16 protein-coding genes are annotated in these 12,903 nt (G+C 66.1%); 8 read left to right on the top strand and 8 right to left on the bottom strand.

All coding sequences use genetic code 11. From position 1 onward, the window contains the following. Complete coding sequence (locus A7G45_RS31220) at window positions 1-495, bottom strand: DUF417 family protein (protein ID WP_260943221.1); 495 nt, start codon at window positions 493-495, stop codon at window positions 1-3. 91 nt (window positions 496-586) lie between these two features. Beyond that, on the bottom strand, window positions 587-946 hold the full coding sequence (locus A7G45_RS31225; protein WP_260943222.1) for a hypothetical protein: 360 nt from the start codon (window positions 944-946) through the stop codon (window positions 587-589). Window positions 947-1,195: 249 nt separating this feature from the next. On the opposite strand from A7G45_RS31225, the gene A7G45_RS31230 reads away from it, so the two are divergent. Beyond that, complete coding sequence (locus A7G45_RS31230; RefSeq protein WP_260943224.1) at window positions 1,196-1,591, top strand: heavy metal-responsive transcriptional regulator; 396 nt, start codon at window positions 1,196-1,198, stop codon at window positions 1,589-1,591. A gap of 62 nt (window positions 1,592-1,653) precedes the next feature. Beyond that, the gene (locus tag A7G45_RS31235; RefSeq protein WP_260943225.1) at window positions 1,654-3,003 is read left to right on the top strand and encodes a hypothetical protein; all 1,350 of its coding nucleotides are present in this window, start codon (window positions 1,654-1,656) and stop codon (window positions 3,001-3,003) included. Here the strand turns inward: A7G45_RS31235 and A7G45_RS31240 are convergent. The 5 genes from A7G45_RS31240 to A7G45_RS31260 are packed head-to-tail and all read right to left on the bottom strand — an operon-like array spanning window position 2,929 to window position 6,442. Further along, window positions 2,929-3,396, bottom strand: a complete 468-nt coding sequence (locus tag A7G45_RS31240; protein ID WP_260943227.1) for a hypothetical protein — start codon at window positions 3,394-3,396, stop codon at window positions 2,929-2,931. The genes A7G45_RS31235 and A7G45_RS31240 overlap by 75 nt on opposite strands. Beyond that, window positions 3,393-4,499 (bottom strand): molybdopterin-dependent oxidoreductase, encoded by a 1,107-nt coding sequence (locus A7G45_RS31245; RefSeq protein ID WP_260943229.1) that lies wholly within the window; start codon window positions 4,497-4,499, stop codon window positions 3,393-3,395. Before A7G45_RS31245 ends, A7G45_RS31240 begins: the two co-directional genes overlap by 4 nt. Continuing rightward, a complete protein-coding gene (locus A7G45_RS31250; protein ID WP_260943231.1) occupies window positions 4,496-5,125 on the bottom strand; it encodes a methyltransferase domain-containing protein in 630 nt (209 codons plus the stop codon). The genes A7G45_RS31245 and A7G45_RS31250 overlap by 4 nt, the downstream gene beginning before the upstream one ends. 1 nt (window position 5,126) lies before the next feature. Beyond that, complete coding sequence (locus tag A7G45_RS31255; RefSeq protein ID WP_260943232.1) at window positions 5,127-5,789, bottom strand: TIGR04282 family arsenosugar biosynthesis glycosyltransferase; 663 nt, start codon at window positions 5,787-5,789, stop codon at window positions 5,127-5,129. Next, on the bottom strand, window positions 5,786-6,442 hold the full coding sequence (locus A7G45_RS31260) for a glycosyltransferase family 2 protein (protein ID WP_260943234.1): 657 nt from the start codon (window positions 6,440-6,442) through the stop codon (window positions 5,786-5,788). Before A7G45_RS31260 ends, A7G45_RS31255 begins: the two co-directional genes overlap by 4 nt. A gap of 116 nt (window positions 6,443-6,558) precedes the next feature. Between A7G45_RS31260 and A7G45_RS31265 the strand changes: the two genes are divergently transcribed. From A7G45_RS31265 to A7G45_RS31285, 5 genes are all read left to right on the top strand, one after another. Then, window positions 6,559-7,248, top strand: coding sequence for a response regulator transcription factor (locus A7G45_RS31265; RefSeq protein ID WP_260943236.1), 690 nt, complete (start codon window positions 6,559-6,561; stop codon window positions 7,246-7,248). Beyond that, complete coding sequence (locus A7G45_RS31270) at window positions 7,235-8,263, top strand: sensor histidine kinase (protein WP_260943238.1); 1,029 nt, start codon at window positions 7,235-7,237, stop codon at window positions 8,261-8,263. The genes A7G45_RS31265 and A7G45_RS31270 overlap by 14 nt, the downstream gene beginning before the upstream one ends. Then, on the top strand, window positions 8,260-9,036 hold the full coding sequence (locus tag A7G45_RS31275; protein WP_260943239.1) for a haloacid dehalogenase type II: 777 nt from the start codon (window positions 8,260-8,262) through the stop codon (window positions 9,034-9,036). The genes A7G45_RS31270 and A7G45_RS31275 overlap by 4 nt, the downstream gene beginning before the upstream one ends. A gap of 112 nt (window positions 9,037-9,148) precedes the next feature. Further along, window positions 9,149-9,913: an SDR family NAD(P)-dependent oxidoreductase gene (locus A7G45_RS31280; RefSeq protein WP_133763427.1), complete on the top strand. Its 765-nt coding sequence runs from the start codon at window positions 9,149-9,151 to the stop codon at window positions 9,911-9,913. A 32-nt stretch (window positions 9,914-9,945) separates the two neighbouring features. Beyond that, complete coding sequence (locus A7G45_RS31285) at window positions 9,946-11,175, top strand: AI-2E family transporter (RefSeq protein WP_260943241.1); 1,230 nt, start codon at window positions 9,946-9,948, stop codon at window positions 11,173-11,175. Here the strand turns inward: A7G45_RS31285 and A7G45_RS31290 are convergent. Then, window positions 11,102-11,800, bottom strand: a complete 699-nt coding sequence (locus A7G45_RS31290; protein ID WP_377042167.1) for a DUF4245 domain-containing protein — start codon at window positions 11,798-11,800, stop codon at window positions 11,102-11,104. The two genes, A7G45_RS31285 and A7G45_RS31290, sit on opposite strands and share 74 nt — an antisense overlap. Window positions 11,801-11,854: 54 nt before the next feature. On the opposite strand from A7G45_RS31290, the gene glpX reads away from it, so the two are divergent. Continuing rightward, window positions 11,855-12,883, top strand: coding sequence for a class II fructose-bisphosphatase (glpX, locus tag A7G45_RS31295; RefSeq protein ID WP_043395742.1), 1,029 nt, complete (start codon window positions 11,855-11,857; stop codon window positions 12,881-12,883). Window positions 12,884-12,903: the final 20 nt, after the last annotated feature.

The raw sequence follows: 12,903 nt of genomic DNA on the forward strand, positions 1-12,903 counted from the left end.
TCAGCCACCCGAGCTCTGCTTCGCGGCGGGTGGCACCCGACGACCGTCGAGCGCATCACCCAAGGTCCAGATGGCCACTCCGATGAGCACCAGATCCTTCAGCAGAAACTGGCCTGGTAGAGCGCCCAAAATCGGGATCGGGCCCGCATGCCCAACCACCAGACCCGGCGTGGTGAACAGGAAGCTCAGCGTTCCGACGAACAGCACCACCGCCATCGCGCTGCCGACGGCGGACAGCAGTGGCCACACCCGATGCAGTGCGATCAGCACCGCGGCGAGGATCTCGGCAGTACCTAGCGCCATCGCCACCGCACTGTGACTGAGCACCAGGTAGATCCAGGACATCAGCGGGTTGTGCTCAATCAGCACGTGGGCTTCCATCTTGACGAACTTGCCCACACCGATCCACGCCAGGACGAGGACCAATCCGTACCGGGCCACTGCCTGACCCAACCTGCTGACACGGCTCGATATGGCCGCGGGTTGAACAGACAACGGCTCGTCCTTCCACGATGCGATGAACGCCCACTCCGGGCGACCAATCAATAATGTACTTACTAGTACAGTAACAGTACTGTGCAGTACATTACTGGTCGGCAACCGCGCCATTCATGGACGCCACGACCGCAGCGTGCAAAGCCGCGGCAAGTTCCTGCTGATCGGGCAGCCCGTCGACTGTCGGGTACAGCCGACAGGCGATCGCTGACTGCGATTCAACCGGCGGCCACGGGTCTGCGCCATTGATCAGAATCGTTGGAGACCCGGTGAAACCCCGCCGGACTGCGCCGGCAGGGGTATCAATCACCGTGGTATGCACAGTGATGTGGCCCAATCCAAGTCGGTCAAGGGTTACCCGCAACAGCGCATTCGCAAGTGCGTGGCGCGGGCAGTCGACGGTGACCAATAGCTCTATCCGCAAGTTGGACACAAGCTCCGAGCCATTCACGAAGGTCCCATCGTACTCTCGAATTCACAGGCGGTGGGCACAGGTGCGCTCATCTCCCGGGTGGCGGAGGAGGAGGCGTCGGGCAGCATGAGTCGTCCATCATCGCGTGCAGCATCATCTCGCAACAATTGGCCATCTCCGTGGGATCCATTGGGGAATCGGTCCTTTCGACAATCCAGGTCCGGACGTGCTCCGGTACCTGACACCATCGTGAACGTTCTCCCATGATGGAAGGTCAAGGAGTCACAGATGCTCATCAGTGAAGTCGCCCGGCTCAGTGGCGTCCCCGCGAAGACATTGCGGTTCTACGAATCGCAGGGACTGCTTCCGTCACCTCGACGACTTCGCAATGGTTACCGTGACTACAGTCCGGACGTGGTGGGACGGCTGCGATTCGTCCGCAGCGCGCAAGGCGCCGGGCTGACCCTGGCCCAGGTGCGCGACATTCTGGACCTGCATGATCAAGGTCTAGCACCGTGTACCCGGGTGAATGAGCTACTGACGCAACGACTGGCAACCGTGCAGACGCAGATCAGCGAGCTGGCTGCTTTGGAGAGGAGGCTGAAGGCACTTTTGGGCCGGACCCGCGGTGACCAATCTTCATCGACAGTCGACGTGTGCTGGATCCTGGAATCTCCCGCGTGACGCTTCGATGGGTCATCGAATCGTCACCGTTTCACCGGCAGCCCACTCTTAGGCTGGCAGCCGTGAACATTCGCCGAAGGACAGCAACGGCCGCCGTCGTAGGGCTGACGCTCGTGGCCGTCGCGTTCGCGGTACCGCAACTGCACCTGGGGATCGTCACCCCACTGATCAACAGCACCCCAGCCCAGATCCGCAGTTTCGCACAGACTGCACCCATCTTCGGCTGGTGGAACGCGCACATCGGCTGGGGTACGGCACCGGCAGTGCTGATCGCAACAGCCGCGGTGCTGTGGGGACAGACGGTCGCCGCGCGATTACCGTGGCGCGCAGTACCACTGACCGCATGGACGGTGTCGTGTGCCTGGGCCTTCTCGTTGGCCATGGTCGACGGCTGGCAGCGGGGTTTCGCAGGGCGCCTGACGGCGCAGCACGAATATCTCCGGCAGGTGCCGACCATCACCGACATCCCTGAGGCATTGCGCACCTTCTCGTCCAGAATCCTCGATTACCAACCACATTCGTGGATCACACACGTTTCGGGCCACCCACCCGGTGCATTGCTGACCTTTGTGTGGCTGGATCGCATCGGGCTGGGCGGCGGCGCCTGGGCCGGCCTCTGGTGCCTGTTGATCGGGACCAGTGCCGCGGCAGCCATCGTCGTGACGCTGCGCGTCCTGTCCGGCGAGGCGACGGCCCGAGCCGCCGCACCCTTCGTTGCAGTCGCCCCGACCGCCATCTGGATTGCCGTGTCCGCCGACGGTTACTACGCCGGTGTCGCCGCCTGGGGAATCGCTCTACTGGCGCTCGCGACGCGTAACCGACACCCGACCCTCACCGGCGCCGGCGCGGGCCTGCTGCTGGGCTGGGGCATCTTCCTGAACTACGGCCTCGGCCTCATGGCGATACCGGCCGTCGCGGTGCTGATCACGGCGCCGGACCTCCGCACAGCGGTCCGGGTCCTCGCGCCCGCAGCGGTGGCGGCGCTGGCCGTGCTCGGCACCTTCGCTACGACGGGCTTCTGGTGGTTCGACGGTTATACCTTGGTACAGCAACGGTATTGGCAAGGTATCGCCTTGAACCGCCCATTCCAGTACTGGTCGTGGGCGAATCTGGCTTCTGTGGTGTGCGCCATCGGACTAGGCAGCGTTGCCGGATTGAGCCTGGCTTTCGATCGCGCCGCGCTCCGCCGCCGAAGCGGCATCCACCTGTTACTACTCGCCGCGCTGTTGGCGATCATATGTGCCGACCTGAGCATGCTGAGCAAGGCTGAGACCGAACGGATCTGGCTGCCGTTCACGGTCTGGCTGACCGCCGCCGGCGCACTACTGCCTGCGCCATCACGGCGCTGGTGGCTCGCCGCCAACGTCATCGGCGCGCTGGCCCTCAACCACCAGATTCTGACGAACTGGTAACAGCCGTCTGGCCACCAGATAGCCGGGCACACACACCCACACCACGGCCAGCGAAATCCACAGTCCGGCATGGTAATCACGATCCAGTGCGGTCATGTTGTCCAGATGCATGCCCGGCTTGTCGAAGACCGGGATCGCAAGCAGGCCAAGCACCACGGAACACAAAGCGGCCACCGCGACCGGCGCCTGCCAACTCACCGGAAGTATCCGGCGTGCCGCGAAGCCCAGTGCCACACACAGCGGGGCGAACACCACGTCGTGCACGGCGACCGCGACCAACGCCCACACTGCCATGCGCATCATGATCACCGGCGGATTCTCGAACACCAGGGTCGCGCCGTACCCGGCCAGCGCCAGCCCTGAGATCATCAGCAGCACCCGAGTGGCCCTCATTGCATCACCTCGATTCGGGACAGCCATTTCGTTTGCAACACACCGGGTCTCGACGGCGCGATGAGTCGGCATGGGTATCCGTGGTCCGGATGCAGCGTTTCCCCATTGAGCTTGAGCGCCACCAACGTCTGACCATCCCGGGCATGCCGCGCAGGCAGCACGGTGCGCGAATAGGGGCCGGGCGGCTCCAGCGAAACCATCCGCACGTCGGCATGCGGCGACCCACCCACCATGGCGATCAGGTCCGCGAGCACGACGCCGGTCCACTCGGCGTCGGCGCTCCAGCCTTCGACGCAGGCGATCGGCAGGTGGAATGTCCGCTGCGGCATGGCATTCAATTCCGCCACCGAGAACGCTCGACTGCGGGCGCCGTTGACGATGGTGAGCCGATAGGCCGGCGACGCCGCAGCCTGCAGCACGCCGGCCGCGATCGCGGTGCGGTTCACCGGAATGCCTTGCGGCCCTTTACCGGAGCGTGGCGACAGCAACGACAGCTCGCGCAACCATCCGACACTCTGCCCGGCTGTGGCCAACGTCGCGACTGCAACGGCCGCACCGGTGCCCCACAACACGCTGCGCCGCGTCGGACCAACGGCACCACCGGCCGCGACATCGCCGAGCGGTTCGCCAAGGGCCCGCCGGATGACCGGCAGCTTCACCGCGATGTGCACCAGGACCGCGCCCGCCGCGAGGTAGGCCACCGCGTAATGCGCCGTGGTGAAAAAGAATCGGAACACGTACCACTGCGCGATGTTCAGCAGCCCGGTGGACAGCTCGAACAACATCGCCCCGACCAGCACCAGGATGGAGGCGCGCTCGAGCTGTTTGGCAACACCGCCAATGATGGGACGTTCAAACAGCTTGGGCCACACCGACCACAGCTTGACCACGGTCAGCGGTATCGCCGCGATACCGGAGGCGACGTGCGTGCCCTGCGTCAGCCGGTACAGCCAGACCGGATGCGCGGGCCAGTAGAACCACGGTTGCGGATGCTGAATGAGGTGGCTGATCAACCCGGTGCCGAAACACAGCGTGACCGCGATGCCGAGCATCATCCCGACCCGCGCGGTGACGGCGGTGCTGCGCAATGTCGTGCCGCTCATCGCAACGCCAGACTCGCCAGCATCCGGTCCCCGACCGGATGCATATCGACGACCTTCAGGCCGGCGTCGCCGGCGATCCTGGGCGCACTGTCGACCCCGACCGTCGCCCACCGAAACCACGGCCCAACCGTCCGCGCCGATTCCAGTCGCACCCATCGAGTGATCACTCCAGTTGGGGCCGAGTCGAATTCGGCGATGCACAGGCCTCCGCGCCGCAGCAGATCAGCAGCTCGGCGCAGCACGCGCGTCGGGTCACCGCCCAGCCCGACGTTTCCGTCCGCCAGCAGCACGGTCTGCCAGCGGCCCATGCCGGGGAGCGGATCGAAGACATCGCGGCGCAACGCCGGAGCGCCGCTGCGCCGGGCAAGTTCGACGGCGGTGGCGGACTGGTCGACGCCGAGCGCCGGCACGCCGCGCCGGATCAGATCGGCCACCAGCCGACCTGGTCCGCACCCGAGGTCGATGGTCGGCCCGTCGCACAATGCCAGAACTGCCCGATCGAACCTTCGATCCGCCCGCCGACCGCCCAGCCAGTTGTGCACGGGCAGACGTTGCCGACTGCCGTCGTCCTGGCGGACCCAGCACCGCTCCCCTGCCAGAGCTCGCTCATACAAGTTTCCGAACACGTCACACCCCGATCGCAGCGGTCAGGCTCCGGAACCGACTGCCTTGCGGACAGCACGCGCGCACGGCGGCGATGTCGTCCATGACGTCGACATCGCGCAGTTCGACCACGAGATCCACTGCCAGGCCGGCGTTCGCCAAAGCGTCCTGTGTCCGGGCCCCGGTATCGGATTGCGACATCGGCACCATACGCAGACTGTCGGCACCTACTCCGTTGTGCAGGCCCAGCAGCCACCAGCCACCGTCGCTGGCCGGCCCCAGCACCGAATCGGCGCGAAGCAATCGAAGTGCGCACGCCGTCAGCAGCGCAGCAGTGACCTGCGGAGTGTCCATGCCGATCTGAAGCACCGGGTATCCGAGACACGCCGCATCGTGGTGCGCGTTGGCCAGGCGCTCGCCAAAATCGTTGCCACGCTGCGGAACAACGGTGAAATCCGCCAGCCGGTCCCGGATCACGGCGGCGCATCGTGCCGCGGCAAGATCTCCGGTCAACGCCACCACGCGCGCGGCGACCGGCGCCTCGGCCACCGCGTCCAGGGTGTCCAGCAGCGCGGCAGCAGCGAGATCAGCGGCTGTCTCCGCACCCAACGTGCGGGCCAACCGGGTCTTCGCCAGACCAGGTACCGGAGCCTTGGCCACCACCAGCACAGTCACGGGAACAGTCATGAAATCACCCGCCAAAAGTCCAGTGCGGCAAAGAAACTGCCACGCAACGAACCGCTCACTTTCGACTCGCCGCCGGTGCGCGGGCCATAGCTGACATCGGTTTCAACCACCTGCCAGCCCGCCTGCCCCGCACGCACCAACAGTTCCAGCGGATAGCCGAATCGACGATCCGCGATACCGAGACCCAGCAGCGCCTCGCGCCGGGCCACCCGCATGGGCGCAATGTCGTGCACCGGCAACCTGTAGCGGGTCCGCAATCGCCAACACACCACGGCGGTGCCCAGTCGGGCATGCCAGTGCCAACGTAGTCCGGGAACCGCGCGGCGCCGCCCGATGACCAGGTCGGCACCACGGTCGAGCATCGCAACCAGATACGGCAACGCCCGCGGGTCCAGCGACCCGTCGGCGTCGAGCACCGCAACCGTCGACGTCTGCGCTGCGAGCACGCCGGCATGGACCGCCGCGCCGTATCCAGGCTCCAGTTCGGTGATCACGTCGGCGCCATGGGCGCGTGCCACCGCGGCCGTGCCGTCGGTGCTGTTGTTGTCGACCACCAGAGCCCGGTATCCGTTTGGGAGGACGGCCAGAATCGCGGGCAGCGACTCGGCCTCGTTCAGACACGGCAGGATCACCGTGATCGCAGAGCTGGACATCATCCGACGGTAAAGCGGGCCGTGCGCCGCAGCCAAGGGTCAAATGATGACGAAACTGTGACATAGGCGCTGGTAGAGACCATGACCGGAGCTGTCGGCGGGCTAGGCTGTCGGGTGTGACGAGGGTACTGATCGCAGATGACGACCCCGTCGTGCGTGACGTGGTGCGCCGGTATCTGGAGCGCGATGGACACGATGTGTCGATCGCGCGTGACGGCAATGAGGCGCTGGCGCTGTTGAAGACCGAGCGCATCGACATGGCGGTGCTGGACGTCATGATGCCCGGACCCGACGGGCTGACGTTGTGCCGCAGCATGCGCCGCGGCGACGGCTACGGACTGCCGGTGATGCTGTTGACCGCGCTCGGCGAGGAAGACGACCGGATCGCCGGCTTGGAGGCCGGCGCCGACGACTACCTCACCAAACCATTCAGTCCCCGCGAGCTCGCCTTGCGTGTGCGTTCGGTGCTACGGCGGGTGCCCGCTCGAGATCTGGCTGGGCCCTTGGAGATCACGAACGGTGCGCTACAGGTGTCGACTTCCGCGCATTCGGTGACCATCAACGGCGTCGCGGTGAGCCTGACCAACCGTGAATTTGACCTGTTGGTGTTTCTGCTCACCCATCCCGGCACTGTGTACTCCCGCGACCAGCTTTTGAAACTGGTGTGGCAGTGGGATTTTGGCGATCAGTCGACGGTGACGGTGCATATCAAGCGGCTGCGCGCGAAACTTGGTGATGCCCACCGGATTCAGACGGTATGGGGGCGCGGCTATCTGTGGGGAGACGACGACCATGCCGGCAACTGACCTGTGGGAGATCATCGGTTGGGCACTGGCCTGTTCGGTTCCCGTCGTGGTAGCCGGCGGCGTGTTGATCCACCTGGCTCGCTCCTGGTCGCTGGCGGTCAGCATGGTTGCCCTGGTACTGATTCCGACCCTTGCGACCTTCACCGGCGTGCTCGGCGCCAGCGGCTTCATGATCACTGAGACTTTCGAGCGGATCGCAGTGGTGCTGGTGATCGTCGCCGTGGTGACCATTCCCGCGGCAGTGATGCTGGCCCGCTACCAAGCGCGAAGGACGGTGTGGGAACAGGAGATTCGGGCCTCCGAACGCGCCGCCGAGCAATCGCGGCGTCGGCTGGTTGCGTTTGTCAGCCACGACTTGCGCACCCCGCTGGCCGGCATTCGCGCGGTGTCTGAAGCGATCTCTGACGGCCTCGTGGACAGTGCCGAGGTACGCGCACACGCCAAACACATTGAGCAGGAATCGATTCGATTGTCCGAGATGGTCGACGACCTGTTCGAGATGTCGAAGATCAATGCCGGCGCGGTCCAACCGGCGCACGACACCGTCGCACTCGATGAGGTGGTCGATGATGTGCTGGCTGCGCACCGAATCGCCGCGGAGCGGGCCGGAGTACAGCTGGCCGCTCAGCTGCCGGCATATCCGGTCCGCGTGATCGGCAGCGACCGAGCCCTCGTTCGGGTGTTGTCCAACTTGGTCGCCAACGCCATCGCCCATACCCCGGAAGGGGGCCGCGTCGAGCTGACGCTGGGTCGCGACGCCGACGGCGCCTGGGCCCGCGTCGACGACACGGGAGTAGGCATCGACGAAGCTGATCTGGCGAGAGTGTTCGACGTCGCCTACAGGGGGTCCAACGGCCGCGTACCGCGCGCCGATTCGTCGCTGCCGAGTGGGTCCGGTTTGGGACTGGCCATCGCAGCGGGCCTGGTGCAGGCCCATCGCGGCACCTTGTCGGCCCACAACCTCGACACAGGTGCACGTTTCGAGGTGCGACTGCCACTCGCCGACGGCATATGAAGGCATATTTATCGCGCCGAGGCTTCATCGGCCTCACGGCCGCGGCCGGCCTGAGCGCCGGCCGGTCACCGTCAGCGTCGGCCGCTCCGGGCCGACCTGGCCCCATTCGGGCCGTCGCCTTCGACGCGTTTACCGTGTTTGATCGCAGGCCAATCGACAGTGCCGCCGAGGACATATTTCCTGGCGCCGGAACGACATTGATCGAAGCATGGCGAGTCCGGCAATTCGAATACACCTGGTTGCGCACCTTGTCGGGTACGTACACCGACTTCTGGACCGTCACCGAGGATGCGCTCGAATTCGCGGTACAGCAGTGCAAACTGCGGCTCAATCCCGCCGGTCGCGAACAGTTGATGGGCGCTTGGCTCAGATTGACACCATGGCCAGATGCCCCGGCTGCGGTCCGCACGTTCAAGGACCGCGGGCTACACCTCGCTTTCCTATCCGACGCCACCGTGACGATGCTTGACTCCTGGGTCACGAACGCAGGGCTGGACGATGTCTTTTGCCCACACTTGAGCACCGACCGCGTCAAAGCGTTCAAACCCGACCCCCGCGCATACCAGCTGGGCGAAGATGCATTCGGCATCCCGCGCACACAAATCGCATTCAGCGCGCACGGCGGCTGGGACGCGGCGGGCGCCGCAGCATTCGGCTACCGCACCTTTTGGGTCAATCGCAGCGACGCGCCGGCCGAACGACTGTCGGCAACCCCCGAAGCCACCGGCGTCGACCTCACTCAGTTGGTCGAGTTCGTCGACGAACGCTCCTGACTGGAACGCGAAGCGAGTACGCGCATCGGCCACAGATGTGAACAGATTATACAATCTGTTCACACCGCGGCGTCTGGGCCGGGTCCGCCGTCGATCACGCCAGGAGAAACCAGTGAGCACACAGCGCAACGCCCTCGTCGTCGGTGGGGCATCCGGTATCGGCTGGGCCACCGCCCAAGGCCTCGCCGCGCAGGGCTACCGCGTCACCATCGCCGACCGGAACGCCGAACTCGCCGAATCCCGCGCCACCGAACTCGGCGCACCGCACACGTCGGTCGTCGTCGAGGTGACCGACGAGGCCTCCGTCGCTGCCGTCTTCGAACAGGTCGGTGAGCTCGACGCCGTCGTCAGCTGCGCCGGATTCTCGACCTTCGGACTCATCGTCGACATGCCCGTCGAGGATTTCCGGGCCGTCGTCGACTGCTGTCTGACGGGCTCGTTCATCGTCGCCAAGTACGCCGGCCGCCAACTCCGCGAGGGCGGGTCGTTGGTGTGCATCTCGTCGCTCAACGGACGCCAGCCGGCCATCGGCATGAGCGCCTACAGCGCCGCCAAAGCCGGCCTGTCCATGCTGACCGAGGTGGCCGCATTGGAGTTGGGCCCCAAAGGAATTCGCGTCAACGCCGTCGCTCCCGGTTTCGTAGCCACCCCACTGACCGAAGGCGCGGCACTGATCCCCGGCGTCGTCGACGAGTACGTGGAGAACACCGCGCTGGGCCGCGCCGGCACCCCCGAGGACATCGCGAACGCCGTGCTCTTCCTGTGTTCGGAGCAATCGTCGTGGATGACGGGCGAGGTGCTCGACCTCAACGGCGGCGCGCACCTCAAGCGCTACCCCGACATCATGAGCCACCTGCTGAAGCTGGCATCCGGGTAGCGATCGGCAACAAATCCGACAGAATCACCCGCATGGACACCGATTTCACGGTCACCCAGAAGCGGGCACTCGCCATCGCGACGGTCATGGCGGTCGGGTTCGGCGCCTATTTCCTGCGGAGCCAGTTCATGCTGGTCATGGTCGCCGGGGTAGTGGCCTACCTGTTCACCCCGTTGTTCCGCCGGCTGTCGACGCGGCTGAACACCGGGTTGTCGGCCACCCTGACGCTGCTGGCCGCGCTGGTCGTGGTGGTCGTGCCGATCAGCGGGGCCGTCGCCATCGGCATCGTTCAGATCAGCAGCATGATCCGCAATGTGTCGGGCTGGGTGAACCGCACCGACATGGGGGCGCTGGGCACCCGCTCGCTACAGGCCGTCAACGACCTGCTGGCACGAATCCCGTACCTGCACGACGTGACGCTGACGAGTGAATCGCTCCAGAAATGGATCGTCACGTTCGCGCAGCGCGCCGGCGCATGGGGCCTGAACGTGCTGCAGGACGCGGCGGGCGGACTGTTCGGCGCGCTGGCCGGTGCGGTGATCTTCCTGTACGTGTTCATCTCGCTACTGGTCAACGGCGACGAGGTGGTCCTGCTGATCCGGCGGCTCAATCCGCTCGGCGAAGAGGTCACCGATCTGTACCTGGCCAAGATGGGCGCCATGGTGCGCGGGACGGTCCTCGGCCAGTTCGTCATCGCCCTGGCGCAGGGTGTGGCAGGCGCGATTTCGATCTATATCGCCGGATTCCACGACGGTTTTTTCATCTTCGCGATCCTGCTGAGTGCCCTGTCGGTGATTCCGCTGGGCGGTGGCATCGTCAGCATCCCGTTCGGCATCGGCCTGGCATTGTTCGGCAATGTCGGCGGCGGACTGTTCGTGATCCTGTTCCACATCCTGGTGGTCACCAATATCGACAATGTGCTCCGGCCGATCCTGGTGCCCCGCGCGGCCCGGTTGGATTCCGCGCTGATGCTGCTGTCGGTGTTCTCCGGCATCGCGATGTTCGGTTTCCTGGGACTGGTGATCGGCCCGGTGCTGATGATCGTCGTCGTCACCACGATCAGCGTGTATCTCGCTGTGTACAAAGGCGTTCCGCTGAGCGAACCGGAACCCGACGAACCCCGGACACCGGGGCGCCTATCCCGGCTCAGCGCCGCACTGTGGGCCCGAATGCGCGGATCGCAACCCACTACCGCAGTGGCGGTGCCTGCTGCGTCGCCTCCGCCAGCGTCCGATAGTCCACCGGCCCCGCCGACCCACTGACCGCGACCTGCGCCGGGCCGGTCGACCCGTCGAGCTTGGCGGTCCAGATCGGCTCGGTGCCCTGCTGGTCTTCGCCCGCACCCTCGTAGACCACCCAGTGCACGCCGCCCAGATCCTGGGCACCGGTCGGGTACATACCGCTGTGGATCGAGGCGACCAGCTTGTCCTCGTCGGCGTTGCTCTGCGTCAGCGCCACGAACATGCCTGCGGCGGTCAGATACCCCACCTTGGACGTCAGCGCCCGCGTCGGCTGTTTGGTGACGGGGTCAACGCGACCCGCCTCGATGCTGCCGCGGGACCCGGAATTGGCGTGCCACCCGGACGGCAGCTCGGGCACGCGGATCGGGATGTGCAGCACCGCTGCGTCGGCCTTGAGGGCGGCCGGGGCGTCGTACTGTGGCGCCGGACCCTTACCCGGCCCCTGCGGCGCGAACGAGCACATCCCGAGCATCCCGGCCAGCGCGATACAGGCCACCACCAGCGGAGCGATCGACCAGAACATGTCCCGGCCGTCCTGCAGCAGCCGGTCCTTCGCCGGGCGCGGCACCGGCACCGACTGGCCCTCGGCGACCACCTCGGGTGCGGGGAGCGGCTGGCCCTCAGGTTCCGGGGATGATGACGTCACGGTGCTCAGTATCCCAGCTCCCCGACGCGCACTGGCTAATGGGACAATCTGCGCATGACGCCTTCGCGCCGGGAAGCCCCAGACCGCAACCTCGCACTCGAACTCGTCCGGGTCACTGAAGCCGGGGCCATGGCCGCCGGCCGCTGGGTTGGCCGCGGCGACAAGGAAGGCGGTGACGGCGCGGCCGTCGACGCCATGCGTGAGCTGGTCAATTCGGTATCGATGCGCGGTGTCGTGGTCATCGGCGAGGGCGAGAAGGACCACGCCCCGATGCTCTACAACGGCGAAGAGGTCGGCAACGGCGACGGTCCCGACTGCGACTTCGCCGTCGACCCGGTCGACGGCACCACCCTGATGAGCAAGGGCATGCCCAACGCCATCTCGGTGCTGGCAGTCTCCGAGCGCGGCACCATGTTCGACCCGTCGGCCGTCTTCTACATGAACAAGATCGCCGTCGGACCCGACGCGGCCGACGTCATCGACATCACGGTGCCCATCGGCGAGAACATCCGCCGGGTCGCCAAGAAGCTCAACGAATCTGTGGCCGACGTCACGGTGTGCATCCTGGACCGGCCCCGGCACGCCCAGCTGATCAGCGAGGTCCGCGAGGCCGGCGCCCGCATCCGGCTGATCTCCGACGGCGACGTCGCCGGCGCCATCTCCGCCTGCCGCCCCGAGTCCGGCACCGACATCCTGGCCGGCATCGGCGGCACCCCCGAGGGCATCATCGCCGCGGCCGCCATCCGCTGCATGGGCGGCGCGATCCAGGCCGTCCTCGCCCCGACCGACGACGACGAGCGCCAGCGCGCCCTGGACCGCGGCTATGACCTGGACCGCGTGCTGACCACCGAAGACCTGGTCGCCGGCGACAACGTCTTCTTCTGCGCCACCGGCGTCACCGACGGCGACCTGCTCAACGGCGTGCGTTACTTCGCCGGCGGTTGCACCACCCAGTCGATCGTGATGCGCTCGAAGTCCGGCACCGTCCGGATGATCGAGGCCTACCACCGGCTCTCCAAGCTCAACGAGTACTCCGCAGTGGACTTCACCGGCGACCTGTCCGCTGCACACCCCCTGCCGTAATTCCGTTCACCTCAACAAAA

The organism is Mycolicibacterium llatzerense (assembly GCF_025331195.1).
Taxonomy (GTDB): Bacteria; Actinomycetota; Actinomycetes; order Mycobacteriales; family Mycobacteriaceae; genus Mycobacterium; species Mycobacterium llatzerense.

What these genes read in the sequence shown, in the direction of transcription:
- A7G45_RS31255 (WP_260943232.1), bottom strand. Translation starts at nt 5,789, where the DNA reads ATGACTGTTCCCGTGACTGTGCTGGTGGTGGCCAAGGCTCCGGTACCT.
- A7G45_RS31230 (WP_260943224.1), top strand. Translation starts at nt 1,196, where the DNA reads ATGCTCATCAGTGAAGTCGCCCGGCTCAGTGGCGTCCCCGCGAAGACA.
- A7G45_RS31245 (WP_260943229.1), bottom strand. Translation starts at nt 4,499, where the DNA reads ATGAGCGGCACGACATTGCGCAGCACCGCCGTCACCGCGCGGGTCGGG.
- glpX (WP_043395742.1), top strand. Translation starts at nt 11,855, where the DNA reads ATGACGCCTTCGCGCCGGGAAGCCCCAGACCGCAACCTCGCACTCGAA.
- A7G45_RS31275 (WP_260943239.1), top strand. Translation starts at nt 8,260, where the DNA reads ATGAAGGCATATTTATCGCGCCGAGGCTTCATCGGCCTCACGGCCGCG.
- A7G45_RS31285 (WP_260943241.1), top strand. Translation starts at nt 9,946, where the DNA reads ATGGACACCGATTTCACGGTCACCCAGAAGCGGGCACTCGCCATCGCG.
- A7G45_RS31240 (WP_260943227.1), bottom strand. Translation starts at nt 3,396, where the DNA reads ATGAGGGCCACTCGGGTGCTGCTGATGATCTCAGGGCTGGCGCTGGCC.
- A7G45_RS31260 (WP_260943234.1), bottom strand. Translation starts at nt 6,442, where the DNA reads ATGTCCAGCTCTGCGATCACGGTGATCCTGCCGTGTCTGAACGAGGCC.
- A7G45_RS31270 (WP_260943238.1), top strand. Translation starts at nt 7,235, where the DNA reads ATGCCGGCAACTGACCTGTGGGAGATCATCGGTTGGGCACTGGCCTGT.